Origin of the sequence: Marinobacterium alkalitolerans (genome assembly GCF_017776525.1) — a bacterium.
Classification (GTDB): Bacteria; Pseudomonadota; Gammaproteobacteria; order Pseudomonadales; family Balneatricaceae; genus Marinobacterium; species Marinobacterium alkalitolerans.
The window spans coordinates 60705-79554 of sequence record NZ_JACVEW010000006.1 but is presented as its reverse complement, the minus strand read 5'-3'; the positions used below and the strand labels follow the sequence as shown (position 1 = coordinate 79554).

General features: G+C 59.6%; 16 protein-coding genes. 12 read left to right on the top strand and 4 right to left on the bottom strand.

Annotated features, from left to right (window positions below):
* Positions 1–26: 26 nt before the first annotated feature.
* Positions 27–1091: an EF-P beta-lysylation protein EpmB gene (gene epmB, locus H9C73_RS05385; protein ID WP_209286773.1), complete on the bottom strand. Its 1065-nt coding sequence runs from the start codon at positions 1089–1091 to the stop codon at positions 27–29.
* A gap of 86 nt (positions 1092–1177) precedes the next feature.
* Here epmB and efp point away from each other — a divergent pair, with 86 nt between their 5' ends.
* The 4 genes from efp to H9C73_RS05365 all read left to right on the top strand — a co-directional run bounded on the left by efp (position 1178) and on the right by H9C73_RS05365 (position 5326).
* A complete protein-coding gene (efp, locus tag H9C73_RS05380) occupies positions 1178–1744 on the top strand; it encodes an elongation factor P (RefSeq protein WP_209286772.1) in 567 nt (188 codons plus the stop codon).
* 212 nt (positions 1745–1956) lie between these two features.
* Entirely contained in the window at positions 1957–2925 is a 969-nt protein-coding gene (gene epmA / locus H9C73_RS05375) for an EF-P lysine aminoacylase EpmA (protein WP_209286771.1), read from the top strand.
* 181 nt (positions 2926–3106) lie between these two features.
* Positions 3107–4234, top strand: a complete 1128-nt coding sequence (locus H9C73_RS05370; RefSeq protein WP_209286868.1) for a zinc-binding dehydrogenase — start codon at positions 3107–3109, stop codon at positions 4232–4234.
* A gap of 48 nt (positions 4235–4282) precedes the next feature.
* On the top strand, positions 4283–5326 hold the full coding sequence (locus H9C73_RS05365) for a proline racemase family protein (RefSeq protein WP_209286867.1): 1044 nt from the start codon (positions 4283–4285) through the stop codon (positions 5324–5326).
* 15 nt (positions 5327–5341) lie between these two features.
* Here H9C73_RS05365 and H9C73_RS05360 read toward each other — a convergent pair whose 3' ends face one another.
* Entirely contained in the window at positions 5342–6499 is a 1158-nt protein-coding gene (locus H9C73_RS05360; protein ID WP_209286770.1) for a MalY/PatB family protein, read from the bottom strand.
* Positions 6500–6630: 131 nt separating this feature from the next.
* On the opposite strand from H9C73_RS05360, the gene H9C73_RS05355 reads away from it, so the two are divergent.
* Genes H9C73_RS05355 through H9C73_RS05340 form a run of 4 tightly spaced genes read left to right on the top strand, consistent with a single transcriptional unit; the run spans position 6631 to position 10147 of the window.
* Positions 6631–8175, top strand: a complete 1545-nt coding sequence (locus tag H9C73_RS05355) for a 2-isopropylmalate synthase (protein WP_209286769.1) — start codon at positions 6631–6633, stop codon at positions 8173–8175.
* Between the two features lie 9 nt (positions 8176–8184).
* The gene (locus tag H9C73_RS05350; RefSeq protein ID WP_209286768.1) at positions 8185–9024 is read left to right on the top strand and encodes a uracil-DNA glycosylase family protein; all 840 of its coding nucleotides are present in this window, start codon (positions 8185–8187) and stop codon (positions 9022–9024) included.
* Positions 9014–9472, top strand: coding sequence for a ribosomal protein S18-alanine N-acetyltransferase (gene rimI, locus H9C73_RS05345; protein WP_209286767.1), 459 nt, complete (start codon positions 9014–9016; stop codon positions 9470–9472). The genes H9C73_RS05350 and rimI overlap by 11 nt, the downstream gene beginning before the upstream one ends.
* Before the next feature lie 6 nt (positions 9473–9478).
* Positions 9479–10147 carry an energy-coupling factor ABC transporter permease gene (locus tag H9C73_RS05340; protein WP_209286766.1) on the top strand — a complete coding sequence of 223 codons (669 nt, stop codon included), beginning with the start codon at positions 9479–9481 and terminating at the stop codon, positions 10145–10147.
* A gap of 2 nt (positions 10148–10149) precedes the next feature.
* Here H9C73_RS05340 and H9C73_RS05335 read toward each other — a convergent pair whose 3' ends face one another.
* Together H9C73_RS05335 and H9C73_RS05330 are read right to left on the bottom strand one after the other, a co-directional pair.
* The gene (locus tag H9C73_RS05335) at positions 10150–10686 is read right to left on the bottom strand and encodes a response regulator transcription factor (protein WP_209286765.1); all 537 of its coding nucleotides are present in this window, start codon (positions 10684–10686) and stop codon (positions 10150–10152) included.
* Complete coding sequence (locus H9C73_RS05330) at positions 10679–11815, bottom strand: ATP-binding protein (RefSeq protein WP_236014095.1); 1137 nt, start codon at positions 11813–11815, stop codon at positions 10679–10681. The genes H9C73_RS05335 and H9C73_RS05330 overlap by 8 nt, the downstream gene beginning before the upstream one ends.
* A gap of 347 nt (positions 11816–12162) precedes the next feature.
* On the opposite strand from H9C73_RS05330, the gene H9C73_RS05325 reads away from it, so the two are divergent.
* The 4 genes from H9C73_RS05325 to H9C73_RS05310 all read left to right on the top strand — a co-directional run bounded on the left by H9C73_RS05325 (position 12163) and on the right by H9C73_RS05310 (position 18778).
* The gene (locus H9C73_RS05325; RefSeq protein ID WP_209286764.1) at positions 12163–13794 is read left to right on the top strand and encodes a BCCT family transporter; all 1632 of its coding nucleotides are present in this window, start codon (positions 12163–12165) and stop codon (positions 13792–13794) included.
* 80 nt (positions 13795–13874) lie between these two features.
* Positions 13875–15746, top strand: coding sequence for a DUF294 nucleotidyltransferase-like domain-containing protein (locus H9C73_RS05320; RefSeq protein WP_209286763.1), 1872 nt, complete (start codon positions 13875–13877; stop codon positions 15744–15746).
* On the top strand, positions 15746–16501 hold the full coding sequence (locus tag H9C73_RS05315) for a 3'-5' exonuclease (protein WP_209286762.1): 756 nt from the start codon (positions 15746–15748) through the stop codon (positions 16499–16501). The genes H9C73_RS05320 and H9C73_RS05315 overlap by 1 nt, the downstream gene beginning before the upstream one ends.
* Before the next feature lie 165 nt (positions 16502–16666).
* Entirely contained in the window at positions 16667–18778 is a 2112-nt protein-coding gene (locus H9C73_RS05310) for an EAL domain-containing protein (RefSeq protein ID WP_209286761.1), read from the top strand.
* Positions 18779–18850 lie beyond the last annotated feature (72 nt).

Genomic DNA, 18850 nt, shown 5'->3' with positions numbered 1-18850 from the left:
CTGTTGGCTGAACCCGAGCTGAGTAATCAGCTTCCGGGCGTGACAGGCGTCAGCAGAGTCTTGGATGGCCGGCCCGGAATTTCTCGCGCCAGTCTGGGCACCAGATAACCGGGCAGTTCAGTTTGCAGCTGCCCGACCAGTTGGCGTGCCTCGTCATCACTGACGTCGAAATGGGCAGCGCCGGCCACCGCATCGAGAACAAACAGATAATAGGGGAGTATACCCTCGCTGAACAGGGTTTCGTTGAGTATTTTTTGAACAGCAAGGCTGTCATTGATCCCTTTCAGCAGCACCGCCTGATTCAGCAGCGTAATGCCGGCGCGTCGTAACGGCTGCAGGGCTGCGAACACCGAGGCGTCCAGCTCCTGTGGATGGTTGATATGCAACACCAGTGTGGAGGTCAAACGGGTGCTCGACAGTGTATCGATCAGGCCGGGTGTAACACGCTGCGGAATGACAACCGGCAGGCGTGAGTGAATGCGCAGCCGTTTCAGGTGCGGGATCTGTTCCAGGTCGTGGATCATCCGCGACAGGCGTGTATCCGGAGTCGCCAGAGGGTCGCCACCGGAAAAGATGACTTCACTGACCTGTTCATGGCGGGCGATATAGTCCAGCGCGGCCTGCCAGTGTTCGCCGCCAAGCTGGTTGTCGCCATAGGGAAAATGACGCCGGAAGCAGTAGCGGCAGTTGATGGCGCAGGCGCCGGAGAGCACCAGCAGTACACGGTCCTTGTACTTGTGGATCACGCCGCTGCGCGTGTTGCTGTCGGCCTCGGCCAACGGGTCCTTGCCAAACCCCGGCACGGCCAGAATCTCCTGCTGCAGTGGCAGAATCTGTTGCAGCAGCGGGTCCTGCGGATTGCCGGGTTCAATGCGCTGCAGGTAAGGGCGAGGCACGCGCAGGGCAAAGCTTTGATGACCTGCCAGTGCGCCTGCCAGAAGGTCCCGGGGCAGGGATAACCGTTCCAGCAACTCTTTCGGATCGGTGATCAGGTGACGCATTTCGTTCTGCCAGTCGGCTTCGGCGGGGTGCAGCAGGTTCATCGGCGTGTGGTGCTCGGAGGTGGTTGTGCGGGATGGATTTGCCAGCATTCTCCTTTGCAGTAGAATGGCTGTCAATTTTCAGACCGCTGCTGTCAGTGGTCTCCTTCGAATTCAGATCGCGGAACCTTCTATATATGGCTAACTACTCCAGCAACCAGTTCAAGAACGGCTTGAAAGTGATGATCGATGGCGACCCCTGTGCCATGGTCGATGTGGATTTCGTGAAGCCGGGCAAAGGTCAGGCCTTCACGCGTGTACGTCTGCGCAACCTGCTGACCGGCCGTATCTGGGAGCGTACCTTCAAGTCCAACGAAAGTGTTGAAGGCGCCGATGTGATGGACATCGACATGGAGTACCTCTACAACGATGGCGAAATGTGGCACTTCATGGATCCGAACTCGTTCGAGCAGGTCGCGGCTGACAAGAACGCGGTAGGTGACTCTGACAAGTGGCTGAAAGAGCAGGACAAGTGCGTCATCACCCTGTGGAACGACAACCCGATCAGCGTGACGCCGCCCAACTTCGTTGAACTGCAGGTCACTGAAACCGACCCGGGCCTGAAAGGGGATACGGCTCAGGGCGGCTCCAAGCCGGCTACTCTGAGCACCGGTGCGGTGGTGCGTGTACCTCTGTTTATCGAGGAAGGCGAAATGCTGCGCATCGATACCCGTACTGGCGAATACGTCAGCCGCGCAAACTGATCGGGTATTTGACTGCAACGAGCGAATCATACGGACACGCCGTGAATACGTCCCTGTAGGCTTGGCTGCGGCCGTCCTGGCCGCAGACAGTCCGTATGCCCCGCTCGTTACATTCAGTGATCACGTAATGGCAGCTTCGGCTGCTGTTTTTATTTGGGTATGTCGCCTGTGCGAACAGCACAGTCAAGGCGGCGATGTTCAGGAGATCGGCCATGTCTCAAACCCTATGGCAGCCTAACGCGTCCATCGACAACCTGCGCGCCCGTGCCCGGGTGCTGGCACAGATTCGTCAGTTTTTTGCCGAACGGCAGGTGCTGGAGGTCGAGACGCCGGTCCTCTCCCAATGTGCGGTCAGCGACCCGTTCATCGACAGCCTTGAGGTGAGCTTCGGTTTTCAGCCGGGGCAGGAAGATGAACGCCTTTATCTGCAGACCTCCCCCGAATATGCCATGAAGCGCCTGCTGGCAGCCGGCAGCGGTGATATTTACCAGATGGCCAAGGTGTTCCGAAATGGCGAGTCGGGACGCCGCCATAACCCTGAGTTCACCATGCTGGAGTGGTATCGGATCGGCATGGATGATCACCAGTTGATGGCCGAAGTGGAGGCGCTGGTAACGGCTGTGGTACCCGGTTTGTCGGTTCGCTATCTGAGCTATGCCGAGCTGTTTGAACAGACATTGGGTCTGGACCCGCACCGGGCAACACTGACGCAGCTGCAGCAGGTCTGTCGCGCTCATATGGATGCCCCTTTTGAGGATGATGACCCTGACACCTGGCTCAATCTGCTGATGTCGCATGTGATCGAGCCAGGCCTGAAGGGGGGCGTGTTTGTCCACAGCTACCCGGCCTCCATGGCTGCGCTGGCACAGGTCAGAACGGATGCTCAGGGACGTCAGGTGGCGGCCCGCTTCGAGCTGTTCGTGAACGGCGTTGAGCTGGCTAACGGGTACCACGAGCTGACCGATGCGGCGGAGCAGGCACGGCGGCTGGACGCGGATCAGCACCAGCGGGCCGCACTGGGCCTGCCGCAGCGACCGCTGGATCGGCGTCTGGTCGATGCACTGCAAGCCGGTATACCGGACTGTGCCGGTGTGGCACTGGGCGTCGATCGTCTGGTCATGCTGGCGCTGGGTGTCGACGGGCTGGATCAGGTCGTGTCCTTCATGCACGCGCGCGCCTGACAACCGGCCACTTGCCGCAGTGGCCGGTGGCCATGAATTATTTGCATCCCGGCGCGTCCCATCACGGTTGGCACCAGTGGGCCGGATAGTCCACTATCTTCCTTGAGTCTCTATTCATCTTGTGGGTGATACAGCGTCAAGGAGGTCAGACGTGTCTGCAGACAACACTATTCCCTCTAGCATGGCCGCCGTTCAGCTGGTGGGGCACGGCGGTGTGGACCAGCTGGTCTACACGGAAGATCTGCCGGTCCCGCAGCCCGGGCCAGGTGAAGTACTGGTTCAGGTAACCGCTACCGCCAAGAACAACACCGATCGCAAGGCGCGTGAAGGGCTCTATCCGACCCGAGACAAGGATGAAGTGGCGTCCTTTCAGATGAGTGGCTCGCCGACACTGACCTTCCCCCGTATTCAGGGAGCCGACATTGTGGGCAATGTGGTTGCCGTGGGTGAGGGGGTAAGCGATAGCCGTCTGGGCGAACGCGGTCTGCTCGACTTCAATCTCTACCCCGATGCCCGGCGTGATATCAACCTCATGCCCGATTACTACGGTCATGGCGCAGATGGCGGCTTTGCCGAGTACGTGGTGCTGCCATCCGATCAGTTTCATGCCATCCCCAACCCCGAGCTGGCCGATGCCGAGCTGGCCGCCATGGGCATGTGCTCCTGTCAGACCGCCTATCACATGCTGACCGTGGCCAACGTAACCGCGGGTGAGCGGGTACTGGTGACCGGTGCCAGCGGGGGCGTCGGCACGGCGCTGATTCAGTTGTGTCGCATCCTCGGTGCCATCCCTTATGCCTTGAGCACGCCGGACAAGGCTGATGCGCTGAAGGCGTTGGGGGCCGAGGCGGTGCTGGACCGCTCCGCAATGGATACCTTTACCGAGCGCGTGCAGGCGGTGACTCAGGGGCATCCCATTGATGCGGTGATGGATCTGGTGGGCGGTGATATGACCGACCGCTTTATCGATACGATGATTTTTGACATGAAGCAGCGGGCGACCTATCCGCGCCTGAGTATCGCCGGCGCCAGCGGTGGCAACCTGTCCGAAATCATGTGGACACGCATCTATCTCTATCAGGTACAGGTGTTTGGTGTCTCCCACGGTACCCGTGAAGAGGCGGAGCAGCTGATGGCCTGGATCCGAAACGGTGCACTGAAACCGGTGCTGCATGCGGCCTTCCCGCTCTCCCGGCTGCGCGAAGCGGAAACCTACTTCGTCAATCGCGGCAGCAACTATCTGGGCAAAATCGTAATCGTTCCGGACAGTCAGTGGGCAGAGCACGGGCAGCGCTTTGCACTGGGCTGATGTCGGCTGGCTGACTGGTTCAGGGTCCATCCTGAAAGAGAGGCAATGATGGCACACAATCTCAAGATTCAATTGATGGATACACACGCCGGTGGGGATGTGAGCCGGATTGTCACCGGAGGCGTGGGGCCTCTGCCCGGCGCCAGTGTGCGCCAGCAGATGGAGTATCTGCGCGATGATGCCGATGGCCTGCGGCGCCTGTTGCTGGAAGAACCCTACGGCATTCCCGAAATGTCGGTGGACCTGATTGTGCCGGCGACCGACCCGGAGGCGGAATGGGGCTACATCATTATGGAGGTGATGGGGTATCCCATTTACTCGGGCTCAAACACCATCTGTACGGCGACTGCGCTGCTTGAACTGGGGCTGGTGCCGAAGCAGGAAGGTGTTCAGACCTTCAAGCTGGAAGCACCGGCGGGCCTAGTGCAGATTGAAGCCCGGGTGCAGGGTGGCGTGGTCGAGTCGATCACCTGTGAGGGCCTGCCCAGTTATATCCACACCCACCGCGCCGCTATCGATGTGCCGGGGCTGGGAGAGGTGACCTACAGTGTGGCCTACAGTGGTGGCTTTTATGCGCTGGTCGAAGCCGCCGATCTGGGCTTTTCGCTGGAGGCGTCCGAAGAGCGCCAGCTGGCCGAAACCGCCCATGCAATCGTGGAAGCGATACAGGCCGAACGCGGTTTTTTCCATTACACCCTCGGCGATGTGGGCCCCTTGCCCTTTTTGCATTTCATGGGGCCGGTGGAGCAGGTCAGCCGTCATGCCTATCGCTCCCGCTCGGCCACCTATGTCCATCCGGGCGTGATCTGTCGCAGCACCACCGGCACGGGCACATCGGCCCGGCTGGCGCTGATGCAATATGAGGGGCGCATTCAGCCCGGTGACATGCTGGAGACGGTGTCGCTGCGCAACACCGGGTTCATCGGCACCTACACCGGTTTGGGCGATGCCGATGGCCAGCCGGTGGTGGAAAACCGCATCACCGGCAAGGGGTATGTGCTTTCACAGGCTGACGTGGTGGTCAATCAGGATGATGCCATGGTCTCCGGCAACGTCTGGGAGAGCCTGAGAGCCCTGCAGGTACCGGGCTGAAAGCCTGTCGGGACGCTAGGCCGGCAGTTCGTTCAGCAGCGCGCGTCGAATCCGGTCAACGGCCTGCTCCAGCAGTGCCCGGGGGCAGCCGAAGTTGAGGCGCATGAAGCGGTCATCGCCAAAGTCGCGCCCCGGTGACAGGCCGACCCCGGCCTGTTCGAAAAAGCGGGGCGGGTTTTCCAGACAGGCATCGGATACATCAATCCAGGCCAGATAGGTGGCTTCGATCGGATCCAGCTTGAGCCCGGGAATGGCGTTAATGGCTTCGACCAGATAGTCGCGATTGCCACGCAGATAGTTCAGCTGAGCCTGATTCCATTCATCACCATCACGATAGGCGGCCAGAGCGGCGGTGTACCCCATCAGGTTGACGTCCGGCACGATGCCCTTGCGCACCCTCTGGAACCGCTTGCGCAGCTCGGGGTTCTGGATCACGGCATAGGAGCAGCCCAGGCCTGCAATGTTGTAGGTTTTGCTGGGTGCCATCAGGGTGATGGTGCGCTCGGCGATCGCCTCGTTCAGGGAGGCGATCGGCGTGTGTTTCAGTCCCGGCTCCAGAATCAGGTCGCAGTGAATCTCATCCGAGCAGATCACCAGATCATGTCGAATGACGAGTTCGGCCAGGGCCTCCAGCTCTTCGCGGCGATACAGGGTACCGCCGGGATTATGCGGGTTGCAGAACAGCAGCAGTCTGGCGTCGGGCGTGATGGCGGCTTCCAGTGCGGCCAGATCGATCAGGGTACGACCCTCTTCGCTGCGCTTGAGCGGAACCTTGACCAGATTGCGCTCCGACAGGCGCGGGGCCGACATGAAGGGCGGATAGACCGGTGCCGGGCTGATGACGGTATCGCCCGGCTCACCTACGGCACGGCAGGCCAGGTTGAGGCCACAGACCAGCCCCGGTAACCAGACCAGATCGTCGGCTCCGATCGACCAGTCGTACAGCGTATGCATGCGATCAATCACCAGACGGTTCAGCTCCGGCGGGGTACAGGTATAGCCGAACACACCGTGGTCGATGCGCTGGTGCAGGGCGTCGATCACCGGTTGAGGCGCCATGAAGTCCGTATCGGCCACCCACATGGGCAGAATTTCACTGTCAGCGTATTTTTCCCATTTCTCGCTGGATGTGGCGCGGCGGTCAATCAGCCGGTCAAAGCGGGTTGCATTCATATCCTGGCTCCGTGTTGGCTCATGCAGCTTGGTGATACAATACGTGTATCCGTATCTGCCTTCCAATCGGTTTACCTCAAGGCAGGCTTTTTTATGTCCGGATCTGGCCGGATCTGAGGGGAGTAGTGAGCATGAGCCGCAATGATGATCGCGTGATTATTTTTGATACCACCCTGCGTGATGGTGAACAAAGCCCGGGTGCGTCCATGACGCGTGATGAGAAGCTGCGCATTGCCAAGCAGCTGGAACGGTTGCGCGTGGACGTGATCGAAGCGGGCTTTGCCATTGCAAGCCCCGGCGACTTTGAGTCGGTCAAGTCGATCGCTGATGCCATCAAGGACAGCACGGTCTGCTCACTGTCCCGTGCGCTGGATGCCGACATTGATCGTGCCGGTGAAGCCCTGCGCGGTGCCAATTCCGGCCGTATCCACACCTTCATCGCGACCTCGCCGATCCACATGCAGTACAAGCTGCAGATGGAGCCGGATCAGGTGGTGGAAAACGCCGTGCATGCGGTCAAGCGCGCCCGTAACCTGATCGATGACGTGGAGTTCTCGCTGGAAGATGCCAGCCGCTCCGAACTGGATTTCATGTGCCGCATCATCGAGCAGGTGATCGATGCCGGTGCGACCACGATCAATATTCCGGATACCGTGGGTTACGCCGTACCCCAGGAATATGGTCACACCATTGCTCAGCTGATCGAGCGGATTCCCAACGCGGACAAGGCGATTTTCTCCGTCCACTGCCATAACGATCTGGGACTGGCCGTTGCCAACTCACTGGCAGCCGTCAGTGCTGGTGCGCGTCAGGTGGAATGTACCATCAACGGTCTGGGCGAGCGGGCCGGTAACGCGTCTCTGGAAGAGATCGTCATGGCACTGCGTACGCGCAAGGACATGCTGGGGCTGGAAACCGGCATCGATACCACGCAGATCGTGCCCGCTTCCCGTCTGGTCTCCAGTGTGACCGGCTTCCCGGTACAGCCCAACAAGGCGATCGTTGGCGCCAATGCCTTTGCGCACGAGTCCGGTATCCATCAGGATGGCGTGCTCAAACACCGTGAAACCTACGAAATCATGACGGCGGAAGATGTGGGCTGGAATACCAACCGCATGGTGCTGGGCAAGCTGTCCGGCCGTAATGCCTTCCGTACGCGCATGGAAGAGTTGGGCACAACCTTTGCCTCCGATGCCGAACTGAACACGGCCTTTTCCCGCTTCAAGGAGCTGGCAGACAAGAAGAGCGAAATCTTCGATGACGACCTGGTGGCACTGGTCAGCGATGCGCGTGCCTCTGCCGGCCATGAGAAGTTCAAGCTCAGCAGCCTGAATGTGACCTCCCAGACCGGTGAAACCCCGGTTGCCAGTCTGGTGGTGTCCGTGGATGGGCAGGAGCATTCGGTCGAGTCCTCCGGCAGCGGCCCTGTGGATGCGGCTTTCAAGGCGCTGGAACAAGTGGCACAGTCCGGTGCCAACCTGCAGCTTTACTCGGTAAATGCGATCACCAGCGGCACTGACTCTCAGGGCGAAGTAACCGTGCGGCTGGAAAAGGCCGGTCGTATCGTCAACGGCCTGGGGGCCGATACTGATATCATCATCGCCTCGGCCAAGGCCTACATTCATGCGCTGAACATGCTGGATGCCAACATCCAGAAAGCGCATCCGCAGGTGTAAGAGGTTTTGATGTCACAGCAGCCGGGCGAACAGGAACGTCATCAGTGGCTTGAGGCAATCGGCATCGACAGCTGGTTGCCGCGTCACCCGCTGCCCGGCGCGGCGGCGCCTGCTGACTGGGTGCAAGACTTTACCTATCCTGCGCTGGAGTCCGAACCCGCTCATGAAAGTGCTGCCGCACCTGAATCCAGAGCACCTGCAGCCTCCGCTCCCGCGCCTGACAGGCCCGGTCAGCCGTCAGCCCGTGCGGGGGGCTCCGGCATTGATACCCAGTCCCTGCTGGGCGAAACAGCCGCCCGACCCAAGCCGGCGGTGGCAGCCGCTCAGCAGGCGGAGCCTTCCGCTCCGGTGGCTGAGCGGCAGGCCGTTGAGCCGGCGCCGCACTTCAAACTGGCTTATCTGGTGCGGGGAGATCTGCTGATAATCGATTCCCTGCCGCCGCATCACCGGGAAGGGTTTGGGCGTCAGCACAAGCGCCTGTTGCAGGGCATCACGACGGCGCTGGGGCTGTCGGCACAGCAGGAGCTGTCGGATGCGGCCATGCTGCCCTGGCCCATGCTGGCCAGCAAAACCCTGGATCAGGGGCCCGGCGAGGCCCGGCTGGCGGTGGAGCACAAGCTGAAACGGACGCTGGAGTTTCAACCCGGTATCCAGCGTATTCTGCTGTTGGGTGACGCGGCGGTGCAGTGGGTCACCGGCAAGCCGCTGGAACAGGGTGCGCAGCCACCGCTGCTGGAGCGTGCCTGTGCAGCGTCGGTCAGCTTGAGTGAACTGCTGCGATTGCCCGAGCGTAAGGCTGAACTCTGGCAGGATGTACAGTCACTGAGGCGGGATACACGTGCAAACTGAGGCACATCCCCTGACCGACCTGTCCTGTGAGGCGGTCGCCGCACTGGACTGTCGATGCTTCCCCGGGGAAGCCTTTGCCGATACCTGGTGGCGCAAGGCTGCCAGTGGCGAGGGAGCTTCCGCCTGGTATGTGGGCAACACCGAGGCAGTGCAGGCGTTTTGCCTGTTCAGTCGAGTGCTGGATGAAGCCGAACTGCTGCGCATCGCTGTTGCCCCTGAGGCGCGCCGGCAGGGGCTGGCGCGGCAACTGCTGCAGCAGGCCATGCATGAACTGTCGGCAGCCGGCGTGCGCCATCTGTTTCTGGAAGTACGGGCATCCAATCAGGCCGCGCAGGGGTTATACACAGGCCTTGGCTGGAAGCCCACCGGGGTGCGCAGGGATTATTATCCACAGGGCACGGGACGTGAAGATGCGCTGTTGTTTGGTCTGGATCTCGAAGGGAGTTAAACCGTCATGAGCCTGACGGAAGGTCTGATCTCCGGAGGCTGGCTCTGGGCAGCTGGCGTATTGACAGCGCTGGTGCTGCTGCTGGCCTTGCGTCTGGCCCCCTGGTCGGTATTGCTGCAGGAGCGACGGCTGCAACACCTGTTGTTCGGCGCGACCGTGTGTCTGATGCTGATGTGGACCATGCGTGCCGGTTTGTCTCCCGGGCTCAGTATTCACTTTCTGGGGATTACGACCCTGACGCTCATGTTCGGCTGGGATCTGGCGATCCTCTCCGGCACGCTGGCCATGCTGGGCATGACGCTGATCGGTCAGGAAAGCTGGGACACACTCAGCGTTAACATCCTCTGCTCCGTTATCGTGCCGGCCCTGGCCAGCCTGGGCGTGCTGCGCCTGGTCGAAGCCCGACTGCCGCGTAATTTCTTTGTCTACCTGTTCCTCTGCGCCTTCTTCGGCGCGGGTGTGGCTACGGCCGTGGCCGGCATGGTAATGGCGTTGCTGCTCTGGGTGGACGGGGTTTACCCCTGGGCGCGAATCTATCTGGAATATGTCCGCTTTCTGCCGCTGATCATGTTTCCGGAAGGGTTGCTGAACGGCATCATCATGACGGCCATGATGGTGTTCCATCCCGACTGGATTCGGACCTTCGACGCCCGTTTGTATATCGACGAACAATAGCGTCAGCGTCGCACCGGGTGCTTGGCCAGCTTGCGCTGCAGCGTGCGTCGGTGCATGCCCAATGCGCGTGCCGTGGCGGAGATATTGCCGTCATGCTCCTGCAAGACCTTCTGAATGTGCTCCCACTCCAGACGGTTCACCGACAAGGGCGTTTCCGGGATGTCGGGGGCGGTATCCACTGGCACCTGGCTAACCTGCAGCGCTTTCAGAATCTGATCAGCGTCGGCCGGTTTGGGCAGGTAATTGTCGGCACCGCTTTTGATCGCTTCGACCGTGGTGGCAATGCTGGCATAGCCGGTCAGGACCAGCAGCTTCATGGCGGGGTTCAACTCTCTCAGCAGCGGAATCAGCGACAGCCCCGACGGCCCCTCCATCTTGAGATCAACCGTCGCAAAATCGGGCGGGGTTTCTCGTGCCATTTCCAGTGCCTGCTCCACGTTGCGTGCGACCTGAGTGTCAAAGCCTCTGCGGGTCATGGCACGTGCCAGTACACGGGTGAAGGCTGGATCATCATCCACGATCAGAAAACGTTCAGGCATGGTGCGGGTCCTCGCTAAGCAGTGGCAGCCGTACTTCCGTCAGCGTGCCACCCTCGGGGTGGTTGTAAAGCCGGACTTCGCCCTGATGTTGAGCCAGCGTGGTTGCGGTCAGGAACAGGCCTATTCCCAGTCCGCGCCCCTTGGTCGTCACAAAGGGCTTGCCCAGCTGGTCGGCCTGTTCCAGCGGCAGGCCGGCTCCCCGGTCATGAATCTTCAGCTTCAGGTGTGAGGCTTCTCCCTCGGCACTGATTTCAATGCCTTTGGGGTTGGCGTCAGCGGCGTTGTTAAGCAGGTTCAGCAGGGCCTGCTGCAGTGAAATGAAGGTCTGAAGCCGGGCCTGACTCAGCCCCGGGGGCAAGGGTACAAGCTCAAACTCGGCATCGGGCCGCATCAGGCTCCACTCGTCCAGTACCTGCGTCAGGAAAGTGCCGAAGGTGGATGGGCAAGGGGTGTCGTCTCTCACCTGCCGGGCAAGCTGTTGCAGTCGTTCGCTGCAGCGCTCGACCTGTTCCTGCATCAGTTCGATATCCTCCTGCAACGTTGAGTCCTGTGGGTGGTCCTGCGCCATTTCGCTCAGGGTGATGCGCATTGTCGACAGAGGAGTGCCCAGTTCATGGGCGGTACCGGCGGCCATGGTGGCCAGACTGAGCAGCTGTTGATCCTGAATGCGGCGCTCACGCTCCTGCTGGAGGGTCTGCTCCCGCTGTTTCAGCGCCTGCTGCATCTGCGTGATACTCCAGGTGACCAGCACTGAGGTGAACAGGAAGTTGATCCACATTCCGGTCACATGAAGGTCAAACAGGTTCAGTATGCTGTGACGGTGGGATTGCTCGGCGACCACCATGGGCCGGTACACCTGCAGCAGGGTGGTGTAGAGCAGAATGACGACCACGGCCATCAGGATGACAAAACGTCTGCTGAGCGTTGCCGCGGCACTGAGCAGCGGGATCAGCAGAATGAAAATGAAGGGGTTGGTGGCGCCGCCGGCATTAAACAGCAGAAAACCGAAAATGACGCTGTCGGCGCAAAGCTGGCTGAACAGCTCGATCTCCGTGACCGGCCAGCGTGAATGCAGGCGGGCGTAGGTCACCAGGTTCAGGATGGCGAGGCCGGCAAGGGCAGACCCCATGAGCCAGACATCCAGTGACAGATGCAGGCCATAGACGGCAAACGTCAGGGCGCCACCGAGCAGGAAGAGTACCAGGGTTCGGATGTAGGTCAGCTGCAGCAGGGCAGAGTGAAAACCGTTCAGAGCAGGCCTCCAACATGGGAAAATGCGTGCGAATTATACCGTTTTCACCCTTATATTCGGGTGCGACCAATGGTCGCAGGCAAATTTTCCCGTTATAACGGTTGCCTGTCCGGTGGCGGTTTTAAGATACTATTAATACAGATGTTCTGGCACTGCGCAAAATCGGGTGCCTTCGTCTAATCTGTAGCAAGAAAACACAAGCAACCTGAGGGAGACAGTCCATAATGACTGACAGTAAAGATCCTATGATCCCCGATGGTGATGTCAATCCTATCGATACGGATTATCAAATCGGTCAGGATAACATTGTTGTCAACGTTGGCCCGTTCGGGCTTGATATCCACAACCGCGTCTTCGCCATCTCCGGCTTGGCCGTGGTTGCCTTCGTCATCTTGACGCTGGTGTTCCAGAACCAGGTTGAGCCCATGTTCACCGGGCTTCGCAACTGGTTGACGGGGAACCTTGACTGGTTCTTCATCGGAGCCGCCAATATCTTTGTCATTATCTGTCTGGCGTTGATCTTTACGCCACTGGGCCGGGTTCGCCTGGGCGGGACCGAGGCTCAACCGGACTATGGCTATCTCGGCTGGTTCTCCATGCTCTTTGCAGCTGGTATGGGCATCGGTCTGATGTTTTATGGCGTATCAGAGCCAATGTCCCATACGCTGAGCTCTTTCGGAGGCGTCAGTGTCGGCGATGACGGCGTGCGTACCGACTGGGCACCTCTGGGCGCCGCAGCCGGTAATATTGAGCTCGCACGTGAGCTGGGGATGGCGGCGACCATCTTCCACTGGGCACTGCACCCCTGGGCGATCTATGCCGTGATGGCGCTGGGTCTGGCGCTGTTCTCGTTCAACAAGGGGCTGCCGCTGACCATTCGCTCTGTGTTCTACCCGCTGCTGGGTGAGCGTGTCTGGGGCTGGCCGGGTCATATCATCGACATCCTGGCGGTACTGGCAACGCTGTTTGGTCTGGCAACATCGCTGGGTCTTGGTGCCTCTCAGGCGGCATCGGGTCTGAACTACCTCTTTGGCGTGCCGCTGGGCGACACCACGCAGATCTTTCTGGTGATCGGTATTACCGCGATTGCGCTGGTATCGGTACTGGCCGGCCTGGATGCCGGCGTCAAGCGCCTGTCAGAGATCAACATGGTGCTGGCAGTGCTGTTGCTGCTGTTCGTGATCTTTGTCGGCCCAACACTGCTGATCATGACCGGTTTCTTTGAAAACCTCTGGGCGTACATCATTCACCTGCCGGCACTGTCCAACCCGGTGGGGCGTGAGGATGCCAACTTTGCCTCTGGCTGGACTGCCTTCTACTGGGCCTGGTGGATCTCCTGGTGCCCGTTCGTCGGCATGTTCATCGCTCGGGTTTCCCGTGGCCGAAGCGTACGTGAATTCATCATTGCCGTGCTGCTGGTGCCGTCTACTGCCTGTGTACTCTGGATGAGTGTCTTTGGTGGTACCGGTGTTGATATGTACTTCACCGAGGGTTACACCGCACTGAAAGAAGCGGCCTTGCCGCTGAAGCTGTTCACCATGCTGGATGCGCTGCCGCTGGCCGAGATCACTTCCTTCATTGCCATTGTGCTGGTCGTCGTGTTCTTCGTGACCTCTTCCGACTCCGGCTCACTGGTCATCGATGTGATTTCTGCCGGTGGCAAGGTGGATGCACCCACACCTCAGCGTGTGTTCTGGTGTACCTTTGAGGGTCTGGTTGCCATTGCGCTGATCCTCGGCGGTGGGCTGGTCGCACTACAGGCGATGGCCGTCTCTACCGGGCTGCCCTTTACGCTGGTGCTGCTGATGGCCGCCTTCTCAATGCTGAAGGGGCTGGCTTCCGAGCCGCGCGCCTGACGCAGCTTGACTGATCAACAGGCGGGGCAGGCCAGGTGGCCGTCCCGCCTGTTTTCGTTTTGGCACAAGTGAGTGTGAACATGCATGCCGAACATATCGAAATTGTAGAGTTTCTGGCGCGGCATCAGCCGTTCAGTCTGCTGCCAGAGGAACAGCTGGAACAGATCGCAACCCAGATGGATATTGCCTATTTCAAGGCAGGGTCCGAGATCAAGGCGTTTGGGGATGAGATACATGACTGGTATATCATCCGCAGTGGCGCTGTCGAGGTCTATCGGCGTAACGGGGACCTGTATAACCGATTGAGTGAAGGCGGGTTCTTTGGCGAGTTCGGCCTGCTGCGACACGGTCGCGTGCGCTTTCCCATACGCGCGCTGGAAGATACGCTGGTGTACCTGATACCGGAAGCGCTCTTCAACGACCTGTTCGACAATAACGAAGCCTTTGCCGATATTGTCGAGGTTGAGGACCGCACGCGCCTGCGTCAGGCCGTTGCCCGGCGCCGGGAGGACGCCAATGAATTGATGACCGCGCGCATCGAAACCCTGGTCAAGCGCGAGGCTGTCACCCTGAATGGCCAGGCATCGGCTCGAGATGCGGCGATTCGCATGAGTGAAGAGGGCGTTTCCTCGGTACTGGTGCTGGACGATCAGGCGTCGGAGCATCCGGTTGTCGGGATTATTACCGACCGGGACCTGCGCAATCGGCTGATCACCCCGGGGCTGAGTTTTGACACGCCGGTCACTGACATCATGACCCCCGAGCTGATTTCTGTGGAACATGGCCAGTTCGTGTTCGAAGCCATGTTGCTCATGCTCAGGCACAACGTGCACCACTTGCCGGTGCTCAAGCGACGGCAGCCACTGGGTGTGATCGCCCTGTCGGATATCATTCGCTACGAGTCGCAAAACAGCCTGTTTGTGGTCAGCAGCATCTTTCGTGCCCAGAGTGTGGAGGAGCTGGTGGATCTGCGCAGCGATGTCAGTGCCTGCTTTGTGCGCATGGTGAATGAGGATGCCAACTCACAGATGATCGGTACCGCCATGTCGGTTATTGGTCGGAGCTTCAAGCAGCGTTTGCTTGAGCTGGCAGAAGAAGCGCTGGGGCCACCCCCCGTGCCCTACTGTTTTCTGGCGCTGGGCTCCATGGCGCGGGAAGAACAGCTGATTGTGACGGATCAGGATAACGCGATGATCCTCGACAATCGCTATGACCCGAAACAGCACGGCGACTACTTCAAGGCGCTGGCCCAGTTTGTCTGCGACGGTCTGGACGCCTGCGGCTACACCTACTGCAGTGGCGATATCATGGCCACCAATGAGAAGTGGCGTCAGCCACTGAAGGTGTGGGAGCAGTATTTCACGGACTGGATCGAAAAGCCGACGCCGGAATTCCTGCTCAACAGCTCCATCTTCTTCGACATTGAAGGGGTCTGGGGGGAGGTGCGCTGGGCCAACCTGCTGAATGATCTGATCCTGCGCAAGGCGCGCAAGAACCCCCGTTTCCTGGCCTGTATGGCACGAAATGCCCTGCAACGCACACCGCCATTGGGGTTCTTCAAGGACTTCGTGATGGAAACGGATGGCCGGCACAGCAATACGATCAATATGAAACGCCGCGGTACTGCACCCCTGGCTGATCTGGTGCGTGTACACGCCCTCGCCGTTGGGTCACGCGAGCGTAATACCTTTGACAGGCTCAAGGATATTATCGAAACAGACCTGCTGCCGCGTGGCCGCGGGCCGGATTTGCGTGATGCGCTGGAATTGATCGCCATGGTGCGTATCCGCCATCAGGCGCTGGATGTTGAGGCCGGAAATGAGCCGGACAACAACATCGAACCGGAGAATCTGTCCGATTTTGAGCGCAAGAATCTGAAGGATGCGTTCCAGATCCTGTCGAATGCGCAGAAGTTTCTCAAATACCGTTACCAGCCGGGCCGGAGTAGCTGATGTTATATCTCAGTAAGGAACGGTTGCAGAATGAGCCCTCCCTGGAGGTGCAGGATACCGGTGTCCAGGACTGGCAGGCGCGCTTCCGGCACTTGGCGGAGACCGCCCGCTATCCTGCGCTCAAGGCGTTTTACGAGGCGGGTGCCGTGGCACCGGATACGCCCCTTGAAGAGGTCCCGCTGGTTGCGGTGGATTTTGAAACCACCAGCCTGGACCCTCAAAAGGGTGGCATTGTCAGCATTGGCCTGGTCCCCATGACGATTCACCGTATTCACTCGTCACGTGCTCGGCACTGGGTGCTGAAGCCGCGGGCGCGATTGAGCAGTGAATCGGTGGTGGTACACGGCATCACCCACTCCGAAATAGAATCGGCGCCGGACCTTCGCCGCATACTCGATGAGCTGCTCGAACAGCTGCAAGGAAAAGTACTGGTTGTGCACCACCGGGGTATTGAGCGGGCCTTCCTGAACAACGCCTTGAAAGTCCGTATTCGTGAGGGAATCGAGTTCCCGGTCATCGACACCATGGACCTTGAAGCACGTTTGCACCGCAAGAAGCCGCTGGGTTTCTGGGACCGACTGCTGGGGCGCAAGCCGGTTTCCATTCGGCTGGCGCAGAGCCGGGAGCGTTACCACCTGCCATTCTACCGCCCGCACCATGCCCTGACGGATGCTATCGCCTGTGGCGAGTTGCTGCTGGCGCAGGTAGCCGATCGCTATCCACCGGATACCCCCGTTTCCGAGCTGTGGCGCTAGGCCATTGCCGAAAACAGCCGACTGATTTGGGCTATCCCGAAAGCTGTGCCAATATGAAATCAGGCGCTGCTGACAAAGCGTGGCTTGAAGCCTGCTGAATCACCGGCGTACGCATGACGTATCGCGGGCAAGCCTCCGCCCGTTTCGGATCAGGAATTTTGGGATATGACGGGATCGAGCAAATCGGTTAAGGGTTTGCTGCGTCTGTTGTCGGTGCAGGTCGAGCGGCTGTCAGCCTGGCCAGCCATGCGGGCTATCCGTGATGGTCTGCTGGGGATCGTGCCTTGCCTGATACTGTCGGCGGCCCTGCTGCTGGTTTCGGTATGCCTCCAACTGGCCGATATCAGCCCTGAAGGGCAACTGCTGTTTCAGCAGCTGCACGAGCGCACAACGGCTGCACTGCCTTACCTGATTACAGCCTCCATCGCCTACATGGTGTCCATTCAGTCACACCTGCCTCGGCTTCCCATCATCTGCCTGAACGTCGTCTTCCTGTTCTGTGTCGCGGACCTGATGGAAAACTATAACGGGGCCGCCCGTGTGGTCTTTCTGCTCAGTGCACTGATCTTGCCGATCTGGGCAACACGGGGACTGGCCAAGCTGCATTCCTACCCCTGGTGTCAGATCGTGCGACACGAAGGGGCCGGTACGCTGGTGCGGCAAACGCTGAACTTCATCATTCCCGGCGTCATTATGGGGGGCGTTGTGCTCATGGTGGCCGCTGCCGTCATCCTTGCACTGCCGGACCCCGAGTGGATCAACTATTACCTGTTTTTTGATGCCGCCAACGAACCCTACCGGGTCGGAGTTTTATACAGCCTGTTCAATTCAGTGCTCTGGTTTTTCGGGGTGCATGGCTATCATGCGCTGTTGCCGCTGATGGACGGTCTGAACGAAGCGGTGCACCTGAACCACTCCACGGTGATGGCCGGTGGGTCAGGGCTGACGTATCCCATGAATACGGCTTTTCTGGGGGCTTTCGTGTTCATCGGAGGCAGTGGGGCAACTCTGTCACTGGCGTTGGCCATTTTGCTGACGACCCGGGTCAAAAGTCTGCGTTTCCTGGGGCTGGCCAGCCTTCCCTTTGCCCTGATCAATGTGAATGAACTGCTGCTGTTTGGGCTGCCGATCATTTTCAATCCGCGTCTGCTGATACCGTTCCTGGTGGCGCCGGTGCTGAATGTGCTGATCGGCCAGACGGCCATCATGCTGGGGTGGGTACAGGCCCCCTTTATGGATGTGCCTTTTAACAGCCCGGTTATCCTGAATGCCTATCTGGCCACGGGCGGGAATTTCGGTGCGGTTCTGCTTCAGCTTGTCTGTCTTACGGCCGGTGTGCTGGTGTACCGGCCCTTCATCAAGGGGCTGGAGCCCGGTTTTGCCGAGGTGGGCAACTCGGTTTCTCGTTCCATCGAAACGCTCTTTGCGCGGCGTTTTGAAGAAGCTGAATATCACTCCCGTGACCCGGTTGCGGAAGGGCTGAGAGAGCATACACAGCGCCGCCAGTTGCAGCATCAGCTGGGTGAGCTGGGGGACTATGAATTTCTGCTGGAGTATCAGCCACAAATTGACCCCCACTCCGGGAGAGTAACCGGTGTCGAAGCGCTGGTGCGGGCGGAAAACTCCCATGGCCAGCTGCTGTCGCCCGGTCAGTTCATGCCCCAGCTGGAGCAGGGCGGGATGATGAAGTCGCTGGATCTGTGGGTGGCTGCGCAAGCCAGTCGCCAGGCCAGTGAATGGGCGCGTCAGGGTTATGGTTTCAAGGTCAGTATCAATCTTTCCCCCGAGGGGCTGTGTGATGCCCGCGTGGTGGATGAGTTGCTCAGTCTCCTGACTGCATCCGGTGGCCATATGGCGGTCGAAATTACAGAGCAGGCACTGACGGCACGGACCGATATCGTGCGCCGGCACATCGACCGTATTCGCAGCCAGGGTATCGCTGTCTATATCGATGATTTCGGTACCGGCTACTCATCTCTGGGTTATCTGAGCCAGTATTCCATCGACGCCATTAAAGTGGACCGCTCCTTTGTACTGGCCCTGAACAGTGACAAGGGGGCCAAGGTCTTTAACGGTATTCTGGGCTTTGCGGATGCGCTGGAGCTTGATCTGGTAATAGAAGGCGTCGAGACCGAAACCCAGCTGGCCCATGTCATCCAGTCCAGCCGCGTGTCTGTGCAGGGGTGGCTATACAGCAAGTCGCTGAGCAGTGATCGTGTGGCGGCTTTCATTGAGTCATTTCAGAACCGCGACATCCGCGCCCGTACCGGCGACTGAGCATCTGAGTAAGGTTTATACAGGGCTGATCGGTGCGTATAATGTGCGCTGATTATTTGCGCACGCAGGTGT

Coding starts and splice junctions, on each gene's coding strand:
- epmB (WP_209286773.1), bottom strand. CDS start 1,091: ATGCTGGCAAATCCATCCCGCACAACCACCTCCGAGCACCACACGCCG.
- efp (WP_209286772.1), top strand. CDS start 1,178: ATGGCTAACTACTCCAGCAACCAGTTCAAGAACGGCTTGAAAGTGATG.
- epmA (WP_209286771.1), top strand. CDS start 1,957: ATGTCTCAAACCCTATGGCAGCCTAACGCGTCCATCGACAACCTGCGC.
- H9C73_RS05370 (WP_209286868.1), top strand. CDS start 3,107: ATGGCCGCCGTTCAGCTGGTGGGGCACGGCGGTGTGGACCAGCTGGTC.
- H9C73_RS05365 (WP_209286867.1), top strand. CDS start 4,283: ATGGCACACAATCTCAAGATTCAATTGATGGATACACACGCCGGTGGG.
- H9C73_RS05360 (WP_209286770.1), bottom strand. CDS start 6,499: ATGAATGCAACCCGCTTTGACCGGCTGATTGACCGCCGCGCCACATCC.
- H9C73_RS05355 (WP_209286769.1), top strand. CDS start 6,631: ATGAGCCGCAATGATGATCGCGTGATTATTTTTGATACCACCCTGCGT.
- H9C73_RS05350 (WP_209286768.1), top strand. CDS start 8,185: ATGTCACAGCAGCCGGGCGAACAGGAACGTCATCAGTGGCTTGAGGCA.
- H9C73_RS05340 (WP_209286766.1), top strand. CDS start 9,479: ATGAGCCTGACGGAAGGTCTGATCTCCGGAGGCTGGCTCTGGGCAGCT.
- H9C73_RS05335 (WP_209286765.1), bottom strand. CDS start 10,686: ATGCCTGAACGTTTTCTGATCGTGGATGATGATCCAGCCTTCACCCGT.
- H9C73_RS05330 (WP_236014095.1), bottom strand. CDS start 11,815: ATGGGGTCTGCCCTTGCCGGCCTCGCCATCCTGAACCTGGTGACCTAC.
- H9C73_RS05325 (WP_209286764.1), top strand. CDS start 12,163: ATGACTGACAGTAAAGATCCTATGATCCCCGATGGTGATGTCAATCCT.
- H9C73_RS05320 (WP_209286763.1), top strand. CDS start 13,875: ATGCATGCCGAACATATCGAAATTGTAGAGTTTCTGGCGCGGCATCAG.
- H9C73_RS05315 (WP_209286762.1), top strand. CDS start 15,746: ATGTTATATCTCAGTAAGGAACGGTTGCAGAATGAGCCCTCCCTGGAG.
- H9C73_RS05310 (WP_209286761.1), top strand. CDS start 16,667: ATGACGGGATCGAGCAAATCGGTTAAGGGTTTGCTGCGTCTGTTGTCG.